Genomic DNA, 15,666 nt, shown 5'->3' on the forward strand with positions numbered 1-15,666 from the left:
GCGCACTCGCCAGCCGCTGCATCAGCACGCATCAAGCAGCCGCACCGACCAGTGGAGGACGTGGAACTCCTGCTTCGTGGCCGGTCTTCCCAACATCCGATGAGCGTTGGCCTCGGGTGAATCGGATGGTCGCATAACCTTCAGCCAGGAAGCCGACAACTAGGGGTGTGGAGACCATAGGCGCCGGCGCCGACCCGACGGTTTCCGCCAGGTGCGCGGCACCCGAGCAGGCGGACCCCGGCGGTGCCGCCGCGACTCCAGACGCAGTTCCCGCCCTGGTGCGAGCGGTCCGCCGGAGGCGCCGTGCCCTTGTCGGCCTGCTGGTCCTCGTCATCGTGATCGTCCTCGCGGTCGTGTACGGCACCGCCCCGCTCCGCGCGGCGGCGGCCGCGTTGCACGACGTGCGCTGGGAACTGGTACCGGCGTTGGCGCTCCTTTCAGTGCTGCACTACGTATTCGCGGCGGTGGCACTGCGCGGGGCGGCCGGGTGCCGGCTGCCGCTGCTCGAGACGACGCTTGCCCAGTTCACGGCCGCCGCGGCCAACCGCGTCACACCCGGTGGCCTCGGTGCCGTCGCCGTCAACACCCGCTACCTGGTCTGCCACGGAATGCCCTTGGCGCGCGCGGCCGTCGCCGTGGCGGTGCTGCAGGTGGCGGGTGTTCCCGCGGACCTGCTCATGATGAGCGCGCTGCTCGCCCTGGGCGGAGGGGACAGCCGCATGCTGGACGCGATGGGCAGCCACGCCGCCGCCGTCGTCGAGTTGCTGCCGTCCTGGCCGTTGGTCGCCGCGGCGGGGCTCCTGCTGCCCGCCGCGGTCCTGTGGGGGCGTCGCGCCGTCCGTTCGGCCGTGGTGGGACGGGCACTGGAGGGAGTGACCGGCCTTTGCCGCCGCCCCGGCGATCTCGTGCTCACCCTGGTGGCCTCCGCCTCCACCACGTTCGTGCTCGGCCTGGCGTTCGGAATCAGCGTGCTGGCCGTCCCCGGCGCCACGGCCGGCGCCGGCGACATGATGGCGCTTGTCACGGCCTACCTGGTCGGCGCGGCGGCGGGCGCGGCCCTGCCCACGCCAGGGGGCATGGGCTCCACCGAGGCCGCGTTGGTGGCCGCGCTCGCCGCCCTGGGCGTCGCCGCCGCTCCCGCGTTGCAGGCCGTGCTGCTGTTCCGGCTGGTCACGTACTGGGCGCCGGTTCCGGTGGGCCTGCTGACCTCCCGCACCCTGCGGATCAGTCGCGGATCAGCTCTTCCAGACAGTCCTGGAACTCCTGCGTGATGTGAACGGCCAGCGAGTCGTCCGGTGACTGCTCGACCGTCCCCGCCAGCGACAGCACGCCCTCGTGCCAGCGGTAGATGTGCGGCTGCACCGAACGCGGCCCTTGCTGGTACTCCTCCCACGCGAGCTCGATGAGCCTGTTGATGGCGCCGGGAATCGCCGCCTGCTCCAGCGGCGCCGCGTGCACCACGCTCTGCGTGGGGATGGCGAGCAGCACCCCGTACGGTCCGGTCACCGGGTAGTCCCCCACCCACAGGGCGTGCCCGGTGACATAGGCGGTGTCGCCGTACAGGGACGCGAGCCGGGTGCCGTCGACGGGCTGGACGTGGGCGTCCAGTGGCCCGTCTGACCGGACGTTCTCCCGCGCCACACGGAACAGCTCGTCCCGGTCGACCGGCCATCCCTTCACCATCTCGGTGGTCAGCACCATCAGCGTCGTGGGCTTGTCGATCACCACGACCTCGCTGAGCCCGGGCGCCACGGGACGGCGCACGATGTCCAGTTCGTCGCCGATGTCCTCGGCGTACACGCGCATCCGCAGCAGCGACCGCACCGACGTGTAGTCGTCGAGGTCCAGGCCGCCGTCGTCCAGGTCGGCTTCGGTGGCGGCGATGAGGCTGCCGAGGAAGTCGGCCACCAGCGCGGGCCACTGGTCGCGCGGCTCGCGCGCGGTCCACTGCCGCAGGTTGGTGAGCCGGATGCGGTAGGGGGTGTCGTCGGCGCGGTCCGGCCGGGACACCTCGACCTCGTCCGCGCTGATCAGCGCGCAGGCATAGCCGTAGTGCTCCAGCACCGTCAGCACCAATGGGAGAAGCGGGTCGTCCCCGACGACGGACCCGGCGTCCCCGTCGTGGGACTCCATGTGACCCCTCAGAACGGACCATCCGATGTTGGGGACAGCCTACGTGATCTAGGTGCCCGCCATGATGCCGTAGGGCCTGCCGGACGGTTCGCCGTACGCAGGCGGCTCTCCGGGCTCCGGCCGAGCCCGCCCGGCTTCTGACGCGGCTGCGCGCTGTGGCATCGGGGTGGAGAGGACAAGCCTTGAGGCAGGCCGCCGGCCCAGCGAGCAGCGTTTTCAACGCGAGGGCCAGTCGCTGTAGAAGTCCAGTGGCCACGAGCACCCCAGGGTGGCGGCGACGCGTCTTGTCGTGCGTCAGGTTTTGATGCGGCGGTTCAGGCGGGCCAGGTGGGAGGCGATGCGGTTCAGTGTGGCGTCGTCGAGGCTCCAGCCGCGTTGCAGGAGGGCCGTGAGCAAGGCCTCCAGGTAGGGAGCTGGCCGGGCGAGCAGGTCTTTGGTGACGGGGATGACTTCCCATTTCTCCTCCTTTCGCAGCCATCGGCGGCGGCGTTCGTCGTGTGCCCGGGCCTGGGCGCCGGTGTGGTGGCGTTCGCCGTCGTACTCCAGACCGACGCGTAACTGCTCGTAACCCAGGTCGACGAACAGCGGCTCCCCGTAGGGGGCGGCGACGCCGATCTGAGTGCGAGGCCGGGGGAAGCCCGTGTCGACGACCATCACCCGCGTCCAGCTCTCGCCAGGAGACGCGGCGCCGCTGTCGCCGAGGCGCAGTACGTCGCGCAGCCGCCGGGCATTGGGGCGTCCGGCGAGGTCGCGGGCCATGGCTGCCAGGGAGGCCGGATCAACGCCCCGCCGCAGGAACTGGTCGAGTGCCGCCACCGCCTCGCGGCGCGGCAGCCAGCGGGCGCAGTCGAGCGCCGTGCGCGCCATGGAGGTCACCCTGACGCCGGCCTCCTCCACGATGTCCTCGGCCGGTAATTCGTCCGGCGGCAGATCGTGGCCGGGCCGCACCAGTTCCACGTCCCACTGCCACTGGTTCACCCCGGGAGGCAGCACGTCCAGCCCCCAGATCCAGGCGGCGGTCCTGCGGGCGATGACCGCGTGCGGCGCCAGCAGGCGGCTGATCATCGACGCCCTGGCGGCCAGGGAGTCCGCCCGCTCGAATTCGAGGTCGGTTTCGGCGGTGACGGGGACGGCGAGTCCGTTCCGGATGCGCTTCCAGGTGAGGTTGCCGGCGCGTCCGCCGGCCGATGCGAACGTTTCCATGGCGACGATGATGCGCCTTCACGAGGATCCAGCGGAAGGCACCTCGAGATCTGTGGATAACCTCGTGACGCACGCCAGAATGCCTGACTTAGCAGGTTATAGTGGCGATCGCGAGAATGGAGGCGATAAATATGCTTTTGGAGCACCGGGGGCAGCGGCCCGCCGTCCACGAATCCGCGTACATCGCGCCCACGGCGGTGTTGTGCGGAGCAGTGGCGGTGGGCAAAGGAGCCCGCATCCTGCATGGCGCGGTACTGACCGCCGAGGACGGTCAGGTGCGCGTGGGCGAGAACGTGGTCGTGATGGAGAACGCGTTGGTGCGTGGCCGCAGGGAGCATCCCGCCGTGGTGGGCGACGCCGTGCTGATAGGGCCGCACGCACACGTCAACGGCGCGACGATCGAGGACGAGGTATTCGTGGCGACGGGCGTATCAGTCTTCCCCGGCGCCGTGGCCGGTACCCGCTCGGAGCTGCGCATCAACAGCGTTCTGCACGTCAATTCACGGCTCGCCCCGGACACGGTCCTGCCGATCGGGTGGATAGCCGCAGGAGATCCGGCGGCGTTGTTCTCCCCCGACCGGCACGACCAGCTGTGGGAGGTACAACGGGACCTGGATTTTCCGGGCACCGTGTACGGCGTCCCACGGGGGACATCACTGCGGGAGATAATGGCCCGGCAGGTCGATTTCTATGGGACGCACAAGGGGGATCGTCGCGTCGGTTAGTGCGACCTGCAGGGCGCGCCGAACCGTCACCGGTTCACCCGCGATCAGGCCGCTGCCGCGGCCCACTCCCCGATCTTCTTTATCAACGCAGGCGGGGCGGCGGCTTCCGCATGGCCGAACGAGGGCTCAATCCACAGTTCTCGTGGGTCGCGCGCCGCCTCGTACAACTGGTGGGCGTGCTCAAGGGGGAAGAAAGGATCGGCATCCCCGTGCACCACCAGCAGCGGTGTGGGGGCGATACGGCCTGCGACTTCGTAGGGCGCCTCGGGAACGGGATCCCATCCGCTGGCCGCGATCCGGGTACGGCGGGCGAGCCTGACCGCCAGGCGCCCCGTGCGCCGTTCGATCGCCCAGTGGACGCGTCGCATCGGCGTCGTCCCCCGGTAGTACCAGCGGGCGGGCGCGCTGATGGAAGCGACGCAGTCCACGCCTCCGTGCAGCGCCGCATGCCTTACGGCGACCGCTCCTCCCATGGAGAAACCGGCCACGGCGACACGCTCGTACCCACGTCTACGCGCCGCCGCGACAGCCGCCTCCACGTCCAGAACCTCGCGGTCACCGACCGTCGACAGGCCGCCGGACCTGCCATGGCCCCGGAAGTCGAGGCCGATGACGCCGCCGTAGCGGTTGAGCACGCCGGCGATGCGGCGCAACGTCGGCTGCCGCCAGGAGCAGGTGAACCCGTGCGCCAGTACGAAGCACAAGCCCTTCTCTCCAGGCAGGTGGGCGGCGTCTATGCGTACGGCGTCACTGGTGTAGAGCGTCATAGGTTCCAGGGATTGCACACTGACAATGATCCGTCATCGTCTGGTCCGCCCCTGCACCCGACCAGGGCCGACCGTGTCTGACGGCCACTGCTGAGCAGCGCGCGTCGTCCACCATCCGCGCGGACGGACCGGAAGACCGGCGCCGACCGCCCGCCTCCCGCAGCGCACTCACGAAGACACCGAGTGATCATTTGCGACGTTCGCGCAGGTCAGCAGCGTTTTACGGCAAGGACCAGGCGTGGCTCGGCAATTTTTTCGTGCATGCCCGTCGGAGCAGACGGCCGCCGAGCGATGAAGGGGGTATGAGCCGACCAGCACGGGTGGAACCGGATCCGGGTGCGGCGCTGCTGGACTTGTACGACACGGCGCTGCCCCAGGTCTATGGGTATCTGCTGTCCCGATGCGGTCGGCGGGCCCTGGCCGAGGACCTCACCGCCGAGACGTTCCTGGCCGCCGTCGAGGCGGTCCGCAAGGTCCCTCCAGCGGAGCTGTCCACGGCATGGCTGGTGCAAGTGGCCCGGCACAAGCTCATCGACCATTGGCGGCGAGCCGCGCGGGAGGAACGCGGGCTGCGCACGGTGGACGCCGAGCCGGACGAGCCGAACGACCCTTGGGAGGAACGCCTGGACGCGTTACTGGCGCATGAGGTGCTCGCTGCGCTCGGACCGCACCACCGCGCCGCCCTCACCCTGCGCTACCTCGACGGACTGCCGGTCCCCAAGGTCGCCGAGCACCTCGACCGCACCGTGCACGCCACCGAGGCGCTGCTGGTCCGGGCCAGGGCCGCGTTCCGTCGCGAGTACGCACGGCAGTGCCCGCCACCTGACAGGCCGCGGCCGCCGACCTGCCGTGGACGACAAGACGACCGCCGCAAGCCCGGAGAGGAGGGCCGCGATGACTGATCCACTGGAGGCCCTCCGTGCCCCAATCGAACCCGTCGATCCCGATCCCGCCTTCGCGGCGCGACTGCGCGAACGCGTGCGGCGCGCGCTGCTGGAACCGAAAGGAGCCGGCATGACCACCGACACCCGCGACGTCGTGTCCCCGGTCGAGGCCAGGCTGCACACGCTGACGCCGTACCTGTGCGTCGACGACGGGCAGCGCGCCCTGGAGTGGTACAGCCGGGCGTTCGGCGCCCGCCTGCGCACCGAGCCGACGGTGATGGAGGACGGCCGGGTGGGGCACGCCGAGCTCGCCATCGGCGACTCGGTGCTGATGCTCGCCGACGAGTGGCCCGAGCTCGGGCTCGTCGGGCCGCGGAGACGCGGCGGTCCGAGCCAGTCGATCTACCTGACCGTCCCGGACGTGGACACGGTCGTCGACCGCGCGGTGGAACTCGGCGCCGAGCTGTCCCGTCCGGTCGCCGACCACCCCTACGGACGCAACGGCGTGATCCACGATCCCTTCGGCCACCGCTGGATGATCACAACACCGCCGTCGTCGGCCCGCCCCACTCTCACGCTCCGGCACGGCGACATCGGATACATGGCGCTGTGGGTGCCCGACGTCCAGCGGGCCGCCGACTTCTACGGCCCGGTGCTGGGCTGGCGCTTCACCGCCGGCAGCGCTCCGCAGGGCCGCCGGGTCGAGGGTCCGTCCGGCCGGCACATCGGTCTGTGGGGCGACCAGGACCACGCCACCCTGTTCCCCTGCTTCACGGTCGACGACGTCCATACGGCGGTGCGCCGGGTGCGCCAGGCCGGCGGTGAGGCGGAGGAGCCCACGCGCGCGCCGTACGGGCTGGCCTCGAACTGCACCGACGACCAAGGCATGCCGTTCGCCCTCCTGCAGACCACCGACGACATGACGGCCCCGGCCCAGCCCGCGCCCGGTTCGGTGGCCTACCTGACCTTCGAGGTCCCCGACTCCGAGCGGTTCCGCGCCTTCTTCCGCGCCGTTCTGGGCTGGACCTTCAGTCCCGGCCGGGTCCCCGACGGCTGGAACGTCCTCAACGGCGGCACCGAGGTCCGGCCGATGAGCGGACTGCACGGAGGGCACGACCGTTCCAGGGTGGTTCCCATGTACGCGGTCGACGACATCGAGGCGGCCGTCGCCCGCGTCCGGGCCTCCGGCGGCGAGTGCAGTGCCCCCGAAGCGCAGCATTACGGCATCAGCTCCGTATGCACCGACAACCAAGGAAGCCGCTTCTACCTGGGCCAACTCCGGTAATCCCAGGTCGGCAAAGGAGGCCGACCCCTCGAACAAACCCTGGAGAGAACGCCTCGTGGATGTCGTCGCGGATCTCCCAGCGGATGCGCAGGCGGCGGAACCAGTGCAGCAGGCCGATGGTGCGTTCGAGGACGTAGCGCTGCACGCCCAGGCCGGAGCCGTGCGGGGCGCCGCGGCGGGCGATGCGCGGCTTGATGCCCTTGCCCCACAGCAGGCGCCGGTACGTGTCGTGGTCGTAGCCGCGGTCGGCCAGCAGGCACTGCGGGCGGCGGCGGGGCCGTCCCACCCGGCCGCGGTCGGCGGCACCGCCTCCAGCGGCGGCATCGGCTGAGTGACGTCATTCCAGTTGTCCGCCGGTCAACGCCACGGCGAGGGGGATGCCGTGGCCGTCGGTCAGCACGTGGTGCTGTGAGCCCGATCGGCCACGGTCGACCGGGCTCGGCCCGATTTCAGTCCGCCCTAGAGCGCCCGCACATGGGAGCTGCCGATCATCGCCCTCGACCAGTCCAGCCGCCCGGCGGCGTGCAGTTCGTCCAGCAGCAGCCGGTGCAACCTGCCCCACACGCCGGCCCGGTGCCATTCGGCCAGACGGCGCCAGCACGTCATCCCAGAGCCGAACACGCGGTGGCCGTCTCATTTCACGACGCCACGCCCTCTGACCTGCACGAACTCGTACACCACCTCCGTGGACGCAACCTCGGGGCACCGGACGCTACGCGAGGCGTTCGCTGTCGGCTTCACCTTGACCGCTAATTTCCGCAGCGGGTTTTGTGCGTCCACCACGAAGACAGCGTCACCACCTGCGTGCACGGTGCTCGCCGACTACTGCGTGGTCATGGTGCGTCCGGCGCTCGCGTTGGGCGAAGTCGTCAAGGACTGACAGTGATGATGTTCATGAGCGTCTCCCGCCGGGGTCTGCCCCTAGGACTGACTGACTTCGGGTCTTGAACGGGATGTGTCGGCCTCGGCGGGAGACGCTCATGTGCACTCACCGGACGTGGCGGGGTGACCTCATAGGAGCCTGGCCAGAGGCCCCATCACTGTCTTGTCCGTCCGCTCGGCTGGTGCGTGCCGCCCTGCCCCCAGCGACGAGCGACAGGACGACGATGCCTCCCATTACACCGGAAGACGCGGCGATCAGCGAGGTCGCCGGTGGGGTCGACACCCACTGCGGCACTCACACCGCGGCCGTGATCGACATGGTCGGGCGGGTGCTGGGCACCGAGCAGTTCCCCGCCACGGCGGCCGGGTATGCCGATCTGCTGGCCCTGGATGCGCGGCTTCGGGCGCCTGGTGCGGGTCGGTGTGGAGGGCACCGGCGTGTACGGGGCCGGGCTGGCCCGGCTGCTGCGCGACGAGCACGTCCAGGTGATCGAGGTGGACCGGCCCGACCGCAAGGCCCGCCGGTTCCAGGGCAAGTCCGACCCGATCGACGCGATCGCCGCCGCCAAGGCCGCGCTGGCCGGGGAGCGGACCGGTGTGCCCAAGCGGCGTGACGGCCGCATCGAGGCGCTGCGGAACCTGCGGGTGGCCCGCCGCAGCGCCGTCGATCAGCGCGCCGACGCCCAGCGCCAGATCAAGGCCCTGGTCGTCACCGCCCCCGACGACCTGCGCGGACGGCTGCGCGGACGGCTGCGCGGCCTGCCCGTCAAGGAACTGATCGCCACCTGCGCGGCCCTGCGGCCCGACCGGGCCGGCGCCGCGTCCCCGGCCACCGCCGCCAAGATCGCCCTGCGGTCACTGGCCCGCCGCCACCAGCGGCTGGCCGAAGAGATCGCCGACCTCGACGAGCTCCTGGAGCCCCTGGTGGCCGCCATCAACCCCCGCCTGGCCGCCGCCAACGGCGTCGGCACCGACGTCGCCGGCCGGCTCCTGGTCACCGCCGGCCAGAACCACGACCGGCTGCGCTCGGAGGCGGCCTTCGCCATGCTCTGCGGCGCCGCCCCGATCCCCGCCTCCTCCGGCCGCACCACCCGCCACCGCCTCAACCGCGGCGGCGACCGCCAGGCCAACGCCGCCCTCTACCGCATCGTGCTGTGCCGCCTGCGCTGGGACCCCCGCACCCGCGCCTACGCCGAGCGACGCACCAACCAAGGACTGTCCAAGAAAGAGATCATCCGCTGCCTGAAGCGCTACATCGCCCGCGAGCTCTATCAACTCATCACATCAAACGATCTTGAACTCGCCGCTTGACATCCATAGGAGCATCCCCCGAGACGCAAGCGGCCCGTGTCCGACAGGACGCGGGCCGGTGCATCACGGGGGGCTCGCCGTCGGCGCGGCTGATGCGGTGCGGTCCTCGTGGGTCAGGCCGGGGCCGGTTTCGCGGGGTGAGGGGACAGCACGGCGAAGGCTTCGGCGATGAGGGCCGAGCGGTCGGCGGTGCCGTCGGAGCGGAGCCATTCGCGGGCGGCCGCGTCGAGGGCGGCTCCGGCGGCCGCGGTGAGCAGGTCGGCGGTGAAGGCGTCCAGGGTGGAGCCGGGACGTTCCCGCAGGGCCGTCGCGATGCGGGCACGCAGTTCGTCGCGTTTCTGGTGGAGGCGGGCCCGCAGCGCCGGGGTCGTCTCGATCAGGCGCAGGCCGGTCAGTTCGCGCTGCGCGGCATGGATGCGGCCCTCCCAGTCGCGCAGCACCAGGTGCAGGCACGTCCACGGGTCCTCGCCGGCGGGCCGTTCCCGGATGGCGTCGGCGATCTGGTCGGCGAGTTCGTCGACGTCGCCGAACAGCACGTCCTCCTTGGTCGGGAAGTAGCGGAAGAAGCTGCGCTTGGACAGGCCCGCGGCGGCGGCGATGTCCTCCACGGTGGTGCGTTCGTAGCCGTGCTCGACGAACAACCCCAGTGCCAGCTCCGCCAGTTCGGCGCGTACCGCCCGCCGTGTCCGTTCCCGCAGCCCGGTCGTCTCCGCTCGTGTCATGCACCGAGGATAAGTTATGGCACTGAACGCCATAGATGACACTGAGTGTCATAGCATGGCGAGCCGGCGAGCCGTGAGGAGACGACGATGCATGGAAAGACCGCCCTGGTCACCGGAAGCACAGCGGGGATCGGCCGCGAGACCGCGCGCGGCCTGGCCCGGCTCGGGGCCCACGTGCTCCTGGTCGGACGGGATCCGGAACGCGCGCGCACCGCCGCGGCCGAACTGGAGGCCGCGGGTCCCGGCCGCGTCACGGCTCTCACCGCGGACCTCTCCACCCTGGACGGTCTGCGCCGTCTCGCCGGACAGGTGGCCGAACGGCACGACCGCCTCGACGCGCTGGTCAACAACGCCGGAGGCATGAACGCGCGCCGCCACCTCACCGGAGACGGCGTCGAGGCGACGTTCGCCGTCAATGTCCTCGCCCCGTACGCCCTCACCTGCCTGCTGCTGCCGATGCTGCGCGCGGCGGACGGTGCGCGCGTGGTCAATCTCACCGGCGGCATGCCGGGCGGGCCGATCGACCCGGACAACCTGCAGGCCGAGAAGACCTTCCTCGGCTGGACGTTCGCTCACTACAACCACGCCAAGACGGCGCTGATGGCGATGAGCCACCGGTTCGCCGGGCGGTTGCGGGACGACGGGGTGACCGTGAACGTCGCCTACCCCGGCCACGCCTACACGCCCGGCAACCGCGCCACGCCCATGCGCGCGTTCCCCTATGCCTACCGGCCCGTCGCGCCGCTCATCAGGCTGGTGGGGCCGTTGCTGCTGTCGGATCTGGCCAAGGCATCGCGGTCCAGCGTCCATCTGGCGTCCAGCCCGGAGGTGGAAGGGGTCACGGGCGCGTACTTCGACGCCAAGGCCCGGCGGACGTCCTGGCCTTCGGGCGCACTGGACGAGCGCGGCCAGGAGGCCGTCTGGTCCCTGTGCGAACGGCTCACCGGCCTCACCCCGTCGTGAGCGATGGGAGCCTCCATGCCGCGATCGGACGCCGACGGGAGGCGGGCCCTCGCAGGCGCCCGGCGAGTACACAGCGGCCGGCGAACGAGCCGGAGCAGGCGCCGGCCGCCGTCAAGTACTGAGCCCTTGCCTTGGGGCGGCCCTCTCGTTTTATCCTCGTGTGGCGAGTAAATATCGGGAGGGACCTATGCGAGACCTGGCGGAGGTGGCGGCGGTCCTGTTCGACATGGACGGCACGCTGGTCGACTCCGACGCGGCGGTGGAGCGGGCGTGGCGCGCGTGGGCCGCCGAGCACGGCGTGCCGGTCGCGGACGTGCTGGCGATCATGCACGGCAGTCCGGGCGAGCGCACCGTGCGGCGCCTGCTGCCCCACCTGGACGACGAGGCGGTCGCCGCGTCGGCGGCGCGGCAGATCGCGCTGGAGTACGACGACCTGGACGACATCGTGCCCATCGCGGGCGCGGCCGATCTGCTGGCTCTGCTCGCCCGGTGGGACCTGCCGTGGGCGGTGGTGACCAGCGCCGACGTGCGGCTGGCCAAGGCGCGGCTGGGCGCGGCGGGCCTGCCCGAGCCGCCGTTGCTGATCACCATCGAGGACGTCCGGCGGGGCAAGCCCGACCCGGAGGGGTACCTGCGGGCGGCCGAGCTGCTGGGGGTCGATCCGGCGCGCTGCCTGGTCGTCGAGGACAGCGTGCCGGGCATCGAGGCGGGCCGGGCGGCGGGCGCCACCGTGGCGGCGTTGCGCGGCCTGCCCGGCGATCTGCGGATCGGCGACCTCGGCGGGCTCGCGCATTTGATGGCGCGGGCGCGGCGGCGGCCGTGGTGGCGGGACGCGGTCGGCTACCAGGTGTACCTGCCGTCGTTCGCCGACTCCGACGGCGACGGCTGGGGCGACCTGCCCGGCGTCACGGCCCGGCTCGACCACCTGGCCGGGCTCGGGGTGGACGTGCTGTGGCTGACGCCGTTCTTCCCGTCGCCGATGCGGGACCACGGCTACGACGTGTCCGACCTGAGGGGTGTGGACGAGCGCTACGGCGGCGAGGCGGCGCTGCGCGAGCTGCTGGACGCGGCCCACGCCCGTGGCATGCGCGTCATCGGTGACCTGGTGGTCAACCACACCAGCGACCGGCATCCGTGGTTCCAGGCCGCGGCGGCGTCGCGCACCGGCCCGTACCGCGACTACTACATCTGGCGCGACCCGGCGCCGGACGGCGGCCCGCCCAACAACTGGCTGTCGCACTTCGGCGGCCCGGCATGGACGTTCAGCCCGGAGACCGGCCAGTACTACCTGCATCTGTTCCGGCCCGAGCAGCCCGACCTGAACTGGCGTAACCCGGCCGTCGCCGACGAGGTCGACGCGGTGCTCGACCACTGGTTCGCCTTCGGCCTGGACGGGTTCCGCATCGACACGGCCGCCTACCTGGTCAAGCATCCCGAACTGCCGGACAACCCGCCGCTGCCCGACGGCGCGGCGCCGTCGTTCGGGGGCGTGACGGCCGACTGGAACCGGCAGGACCACCGGTACGACATCCACCAGCCGGACGTGCACGCCGTCCACGAGCGGTGGCGGCGCGTGGCCGACCGGCACGGCGCGTTCCTGGTCGGCGAGATCTACGAACTGGATCCGGTGCGGCTGGCCGCGTACGTGGAGGGTGAGCGGCTGCACTCGTCGTTCTGGTTCGGCCTGGTGGAGACGGGGTGGGAACCCGCGCGCGTCCATGACGCCACCGTCGCCGCCGCCGCGGCGTCGCCACGCCTGTCGTGGGTGCAGGGCAACCACGACCGTTCGCGCGCCGCCACCAGGTACGGGGGCGGAACCCCAGGGCGGCGTCGCTCGCTGGCTCTGCACGTGCTCATGGCCGTGCTGCCCGGCACCATGTGGTTCTACCAGGGCGAGGAGCTCGGGCTGGGCAACGGCGTCGTTCCGTCCGGGCAGGGGCAGGACCCGCTGGGCGCCGCCCAACCCGACCAGGGGCGCGACGTCGCCCGGACGCCGATGCCGTGGACGCCCGGCCCCGGTCTGGGATTCACCACGGGCCGCCCCTGGCTGCCGGAGGGCGGACGCTCCCCCGGCGACACGGTGTCGGCGCAGCTGGCGCAGCCGTCGTCGCATCTGAACGCCGTCCGCAGGCTGCTGGCCGCGCGCCGGTGGGCCCATCTGCGCTTCGAGCGTGACGAGGACGTCGCGCAGCTCGTCGCCGAGTCACCAGACGACGGCTACCTCGTCTACCGCAGGGGCGGGCTGTGGGCGGTGCTGAACCTCGACGACGAGGCGGGCCCCGAGTTCGATCTCCCGGCCCCGGCCGTGTTCGACACCGACGATCCCGCCGTCACCCCTGGCGCGCCCCAGTCCGGACGCGTGCGCCTGGCACCCCAGCAAGCGCTCCTGCTGGCCGACGTCGAACCGGCGCCATGAGCGAGGTCGTCCCCTTCCGGATCGAGACGTCCGAAGAGCAGCTCGCCGACCTGCGCTCCCGGTTGCGGCGCAGCCGCTGGCCCGACGCGGAGACGGTCGACGACTGGTCGCAGGGCGTCCCCTTGCACTACCTGAAGGAGCTGTGCGGTTACTGGGCGGACGGCTACGACTGGCGGGCCACCGAACGGCGGCTGAACGCCCTCCCCCAGTTCCGCACGGTCATCGACGGGGTCGGCGTCCACTTCCTGCATGTGCGCTCACCGCGCCCGGACGCGCTGCCGCTGCTGGTCACGCACGGCTGGCCGGGGTCGGTCGTGGAGTTCCTCAAGGTGATCGGGCCGCTCAGCGATCCGGCCGCGTACGGGGGCGACGCGTCCGACGCCTTCCATGTCGTCTGCCCGTCGCTCCCCGGCTACGGATACAGCGACAAGCCCGAGCGGCCCGGCTGGGGCGTGCAGCGCATCGCCGACGCCTGGGCCGTGCTGATGGAGCGCCTCGGGTACGAACGGTACGGCGCGCTCGGGCATGACTGGGGGACGAGCGTTTCCACGCTTCTCGCGCAGCGCGCCCCCGGCCACGTGGCGGGAATCCATCTCGTCCCTCCCCTGGCGGCTCCCGACCCGGCGACCTTCGGCGACCTGACCGAGGCGGAACGGGCGGCCCTGGCCGACCTGGAGCGCGCGCGGGAACACGAGTCGGGTTACTCGGGTCAGATGGGCACCCGGCCGCAGACGCTCGGGTACGGGCTGGCGGACTCCCCCGCCGGGCTGTGCGCGTGGATCGTGGAGAAGTTCCGGGCGTGGAGCGACTGCGACGGCCATCCGGAGAACGTGTTCACCCGCGACGAGCTGCTCGACAACGTCATGCTCTACTGGCTGCCCGGCACGGCGGCGTCGGCGGCGCGGCTGTACTGGGAGAGCATCCGCGAGGTGTCGGAGTGGTTCACCGCGTCCACGACCGACACGGTGACGGTGCCGACCGGCTGCTCGGTCTTCCCCCGGGAGGTGCCCCGGCCGTCGCGCCGCTGGGCGGCGCGGCGCTTCACCGACATCAGGCACTGGAGCGAGCCGGACAGGGGCGGGCACTTCGCCGCGATGGAGCAACCGGACGTGCTGGTTGAGGAGGTCCGCCGTTTCTTCCGGCACGTCCGGTGAGCCCGGCGGGTCAGCCGGTGTCGGCGAGCCACGACTCCAGGCCCTCGTCGGTGAGCAGGGCGTCGAAGGCGGCCTCGGCGGCGCCGGTGACGGGGCTGAGCGGGCCGAGCGTCGACGACAGCAGCGGCGGCGGGTCGGCGCGGCGGAACCGCATCAGGCCCGCGCGGTATCCGGCGTTCAGGTCGTCCGCTGCCGTCGTGGCCAGTTCGATGGCCAGCCCGGACAGGCTCACCACGTCGGGGTCGAGGGCGTTGACGAGGCCGCCGACGCCGCGTCCCAGCGCGCGGGCGGCGGCGGCCACGGCGGCGCGGGCGGACGGGTCGCCGCCGGCGGCGGCCCGGAGGGTGCGTTCGGCGGTGGTGCGGGGGTCGCGCGGCGGGGGCTGGCCGAGCACCCGCGCCATGGCGCGGCCGTCGACCTCCAGGTCCCAGCAGCCGTGCGCGCCGCAGGGGCATGCGCGCGCGGGGTCGCCGAACGGCATGTGCCCGAACTCGCCGCCCGCGCCGGTCGCGCCGTCGACGGGCCGTCCGTCCACGACGAGGATGCCGCCGACGCCGACCTCGACGGTCAGGTGCAGCACCACGCGGGCGCCGACGCCGACGCCGCGCCGGGCCTCGGCCAGCCCGGACAGGGACGCGTCGTTGCCGACCAGCAGGGGCGTGCCGGAGCCGGGCAGCAGCCGCCGCAGGTCCACCTCGCTCCAGCCCATCCCGGATGCCTGCATGACCGTGCCGCCCCGTACCGTGCCCGCGACCGCGACCGACACGGCGCGCACGCGCGGGCCGTACCGCCGCCGCACGGCCGCGACCTTGCCGCGCAGGTGGTCGAGCACGGCGTCGGCGTCGCGGTCGGGATGCCGCCCGGACTCCAGGCCGGCGATGCGTCCGCCGAGTTCGACCGTCGCCACGCGCCAGTGCTCGTGGCCGATGTCGACGACGCAGACCAGCGGGCCGCGCGGGTGGGCCACCAGGGCGGGCGAGGGACGGCCCCGCTCGCCGGTGGGACGCGGGTCGGCCTCGGCGACCAGCCGTGCCGCCTTCAGCCGCGCGGTGATCTCGGTGGCCGAGCCGCTGCTGAGGCCGAGGGCGCGCGCCACGTCGGCCCGGGTGGCCGCGGGGTGCGCGTGGACGTGACGGAGCACCGCCAGCGCCCCTTGCCGCCGCTGGCTGCGGGCCCGATGCGCGGTCTGCTGCATGGTGACATCCTCGCCCACGGCGATTA

At 72.2% G+C, this 15,666-nt stretch carries 13 protein-coding genes and 2 pseudogenes; 9 read left to right on the plus strand and 6 right to left on the minus strand.

The features are described 5' to 3' along the window. Positions 1 to 278 precede the first annotated feature (278 nt). Positions 279 to 1,271, plus strand: coding sequence for a lysylphosphatidylglycerol synthase domain-containing protein (locus ABZ801_RS05340; protein WP_360693175.1), 993 nt, complete (start codon positions 279 to 281; stop codon positions 1,269 to 1,271). Here ABZ801_RS05340 and ABZ801_RS05345 read toward each other — a convergent pair. Both ABZ801_RS05345 and ABZ801_RS05350 read right to left on the minus strand, forming a co-directional pair. After that, positions 1,225 to 2,133 carry a hypothetical protein gene (locus ABZ801_RS05345; RefSeq protein ID WP_360693177.1) on the minus strand — a complete coding sequence of 303 codons (909 nt, stop codon included), beginning with the start codon at positions 2,131 to 2,133 and terminating at the stop codon, positions 1,225 to 1,227. The two genes, ABZ801_RS05340 and ABZ801_RS05345, sit on opposite strands and share 47 nt — an antisense overlap. Before the next feature lie 294 nt (positions 2,134 to 2,427). Beyond that, the gene (locus ABZ801_RS05350) at positions 2,428 to 3,336 is read right to left on the minus strand and encodes a hypothetical protein (protein WP_360693180.1); all 909 of its coding nucleotides are present in this window, start codon (positions 3,334 to 3,336) and stop codon (positions 2,428 to 2,430) included. A 131-nt stretch (positions 3,337 to 3,467) separates the two neighbouring features. Here ABZ801_RS05350 and ABZ801_RS05355 point away from each other — a divergent pair, with 131 nt between their 5' ends. Beyond that, entirely contained in the window at positions 3,468 to 4,061 is a 594-nt protein-coding gene (locus tag ABZ801_RS05355) for a gamma carbonic anhydrase family protein (protein WP_360693183.1), read from the plus strand. Positions 4,062 to 4,105: 44 nt separating this feature from the next. Here ABZ801_RS05355 and ABZ801_RS05360 read toward each other — a convergent pair whose 3' ends face one another. After that, positions 4,106 to 4,828 (minus strand): alpha/beta fold hydrolase, encoded by a 723-nt coding sequence (locus ABZ801_RS05360; protein WP_344951738.1) that lies wholly within the window; start codon positions 4,826 to 4,828, stop codon positions 4,106 to 4,108. A gap of 302 nt (positions 4,829 to 5,130) precedes the next feature. On the opposite strand from ABZ801_RS05360, the gene ABZ801_RS05365 reads away from it, so the two are divergent. Together ABZ801_RS05365 and ABZ801_RS05370 are read left to right on the plus strand one after the other, a co-directional pair. Beyond that, positions 5,131 to 5,730 carry a sigma-70 family RNA polymerase sigma factor gene (locus ABZ801_RS05365; RefSeq protein WP_360693187.1) on the plus strand — a complete coding sequence of 200 codons (600 nt, stop codon included), beginning with the start codon at positions 5,131 to 5,133 and terminating at the stop codon, positions 5,728 to 5,730. Then, a complete protein-coding gene (locus ABZ801_RS05370) occupies positions 5,723 to 6,997 on the plus strand; it encodes a VOC family protein (RefSeq protein ID WP_360693190.1) in 1,275 nt (424 codons plus the stop codon). Before ABZ801_RS05365 ends, ABZ801_RS05370 begins: the two co-directional genes overlap by 8 nt. On the opposite strand, the pseudogene ABZ801_RS05375 reads toward ABZ801_RS05370, so the two are convergent. Then, a pseudogene (locus ABZ801_RS05375) lies at positions 6,939 to 7,609 on the minus strand (IS5 family transposase); the annotation flags it as partial. The gene ABZ801_RS05370 and the pseudogene ABZ801_RS05375 sit on opposite strands and share 59 nt — an antisense overlap. Before the next feature lie 73 nt (positions 7,610 to 7,682). On the opposite strand from ABZ801_RS05375, the gene ABZ801_RS05380 reads away from it, so the two are divergent. Both ABZ801_RS05380 and ABZ801_RS05385 read left to right on the plus strand, forming a co-directional pair. Beyond that, positions 7,683 to 7,877 carry a hypothetical protein gene (locus tag ABZ801_RS05380; protein ID WP_360693193.1) on the plus strand — a complete coding sequence of 65 codons (195 nt, stop codon included), beginning with the start codon at positions 7,683 to 7,685 and terminating at the stop codon, positions 7,875 to 7,877. 226 nt (positions 7,878 to 8,103) lie between these two features. Next, positions 8,104 to 9,190, plus strand: a pseudogene (locus ABZ801_RS05385) (IS110 family transposase). Positions 9,191 to 9,303: 113 nt separating this feature from the next. Here the strand turns inward: ABZ801_RS05385 and ABZ801_RS05390 are convergent. After that, positions 9,304 to 9,912, minus strand: a complete 609-nt coding sequence (locus ABZ801_RS05390) for a TetR family transcriptional regulator (protein ID WP_344951748.1) — start codon at positions 9,910 to 9,912, stop codon at positions 9,304 to 9,306. Positions 9,913 to 9,999: 87 nt separating this feature from the next. Between ABZ801_RS05390 and ABZ801_RS05395 the strand changes: the two genes are divergently transcribed. The 3 genes from ABZ801_RS05395 (at position 10,000) to ABZ801_RS05405 (ending at position 14,445) form a co-directional block, all read left to right on the plus strand. After that, entirely contained in the window at positions 10,000 to 10,875 is an 876-nt protein-coding gene (locus tag ABZ801_RS05395) for an SDR family NAD(P)-dependent oxidoreductase (protein ID WP_360693196.1), read from the plus strand. 187 nt (positions 10,876 to 11,062) lie between these two features. After that, entirely contained in the window at positions 11,063 to 13,291 is a 2,229-nt protein-coding gene (locus ABZ801_RS05400) for an HAD-IA family hydrolase (RefSeq protein WP_360693199.1), read from the plus strand. Beyond that, positions 13,288 to 14,445: an epoxide hydrolase gene (locus ABZ801_RS05405; RefSeq protein WP_360693202.1), complete on the plus strand. Its 1,158-nt coding sequence runs from the start codon at positions 13,288 to 13,290 to the stop codon at positions 14,443 to 14,445. The genes ABZ801_RS05400 and ABZ801_RS05405 overlap by 4 nt, the downstream gene beginning before the upstream one ends. A gap of 10 nt (positions 14,446 to 14,455) precedes the next feature. Here the strand turns inward: ABZ801_RS05405 and ABZ801_RS05410 are convergent, their stop codons facing one another. Further along, a complete protein-coding gene (locus tag ABZ801_RS05410; RefSeq protein WP_360693205.1) occupies positions 14,456 to 15,658 on the minus strand; it encodes an ROK family transcriptional regulator in 1,203 nt (400 codons plus the stop codon). Between the last annotated feature and the right edge of the window lie 8 nt (positions 15,659 to 15,666).

The organism is Actinomadura sp. NPDC047616 (assembly GCF_040642915.1).
GTDB lineage: Bacteria > Actinomycetota > Actinomycetes > Streptosporangiales > Streptosporangiaceae > Spirillospora > Spirillospora miaoliensis.

What these genes read in the sequence shown, in the direction of transcription:
- ABZ801_RS05405 (WP_360693202.1), top strand. Translation starts at nt 13,288, where the DNA reads ATGAGCGAGGTCGTCCCCTTCCGGATCGAGACGTCCGAAGAGCAGCTC.
- ABZ801_RS05365 (WP_360693187.1), top strand. Translation starts at nt 5,131, where the DNA reads ATGAGCCGACCAGCACGGGTGGAACCGGATCCGGGTGCGGCGCTGCTG.
- ABZ801_RS05345 (WP_360693177.1), bottom strand. Translation starts at nt 2,133, where the DNA reads ATGGAGTCCCACGACGGGGACGCCGGGTCCGTCGTCGGGGACGACCCG.
- ABZ801_RS05370 (WP_360693190.1), top strand. Translation starts at nt 5,723, where the DNA reads ATGACTGATCCACTGGAGGCCCTCCGTGCCCCAATCGAACCCGTCGAT.
- ABZ801_RS05400 (WP_360693199.1), top strand. Translation starts at nt 11,063, where the DNA reads ATGCGAGACCTGGCGGAGGTGGCGGCGGTCCTGTTCGACATGGACGGC.
- ABZ801_RS05360 (WP_344951738.1), bottom strand. Translation starts at nt 4,828, where the DNA reads ATGACGCTCTACACCAGTGACGCCGTACGCATAGACGCCGCCCACCTG.
- ABZ801_RS05395 (WP_360693196.1), top strand. Translation starts at nt 10,000, where the DNA reads ATGCATGGAAAGACCGCCCTGGTCACCGGAAGCACAGCGGGGATCGGC.
- ABZ801_RS05390 (WP_344951748.1), bottom strand. Translation starts at nt 9,912, where the DNA reads ATGACACGAGCGGAGACGACCGGGCTGCGGGAACGGACACGGCGGGCG.
- ABZ801_RS05355 (WP_360693183.1), top strand. Translation starts at nt 3,468, where the DNA reads ATGCTTTTGGAGCACCGGGGGCAGCGGCCCGCCGTCCACGAATCCGCG.
- ABZ801_RS05350 (WP_360693180.1), bottom strand. Translation starts at nt 3,336, where the DNA reads ATGGAAACGTTCGCATCGGCCGGCGGACGCGCCGGCAACCTCACCTGG.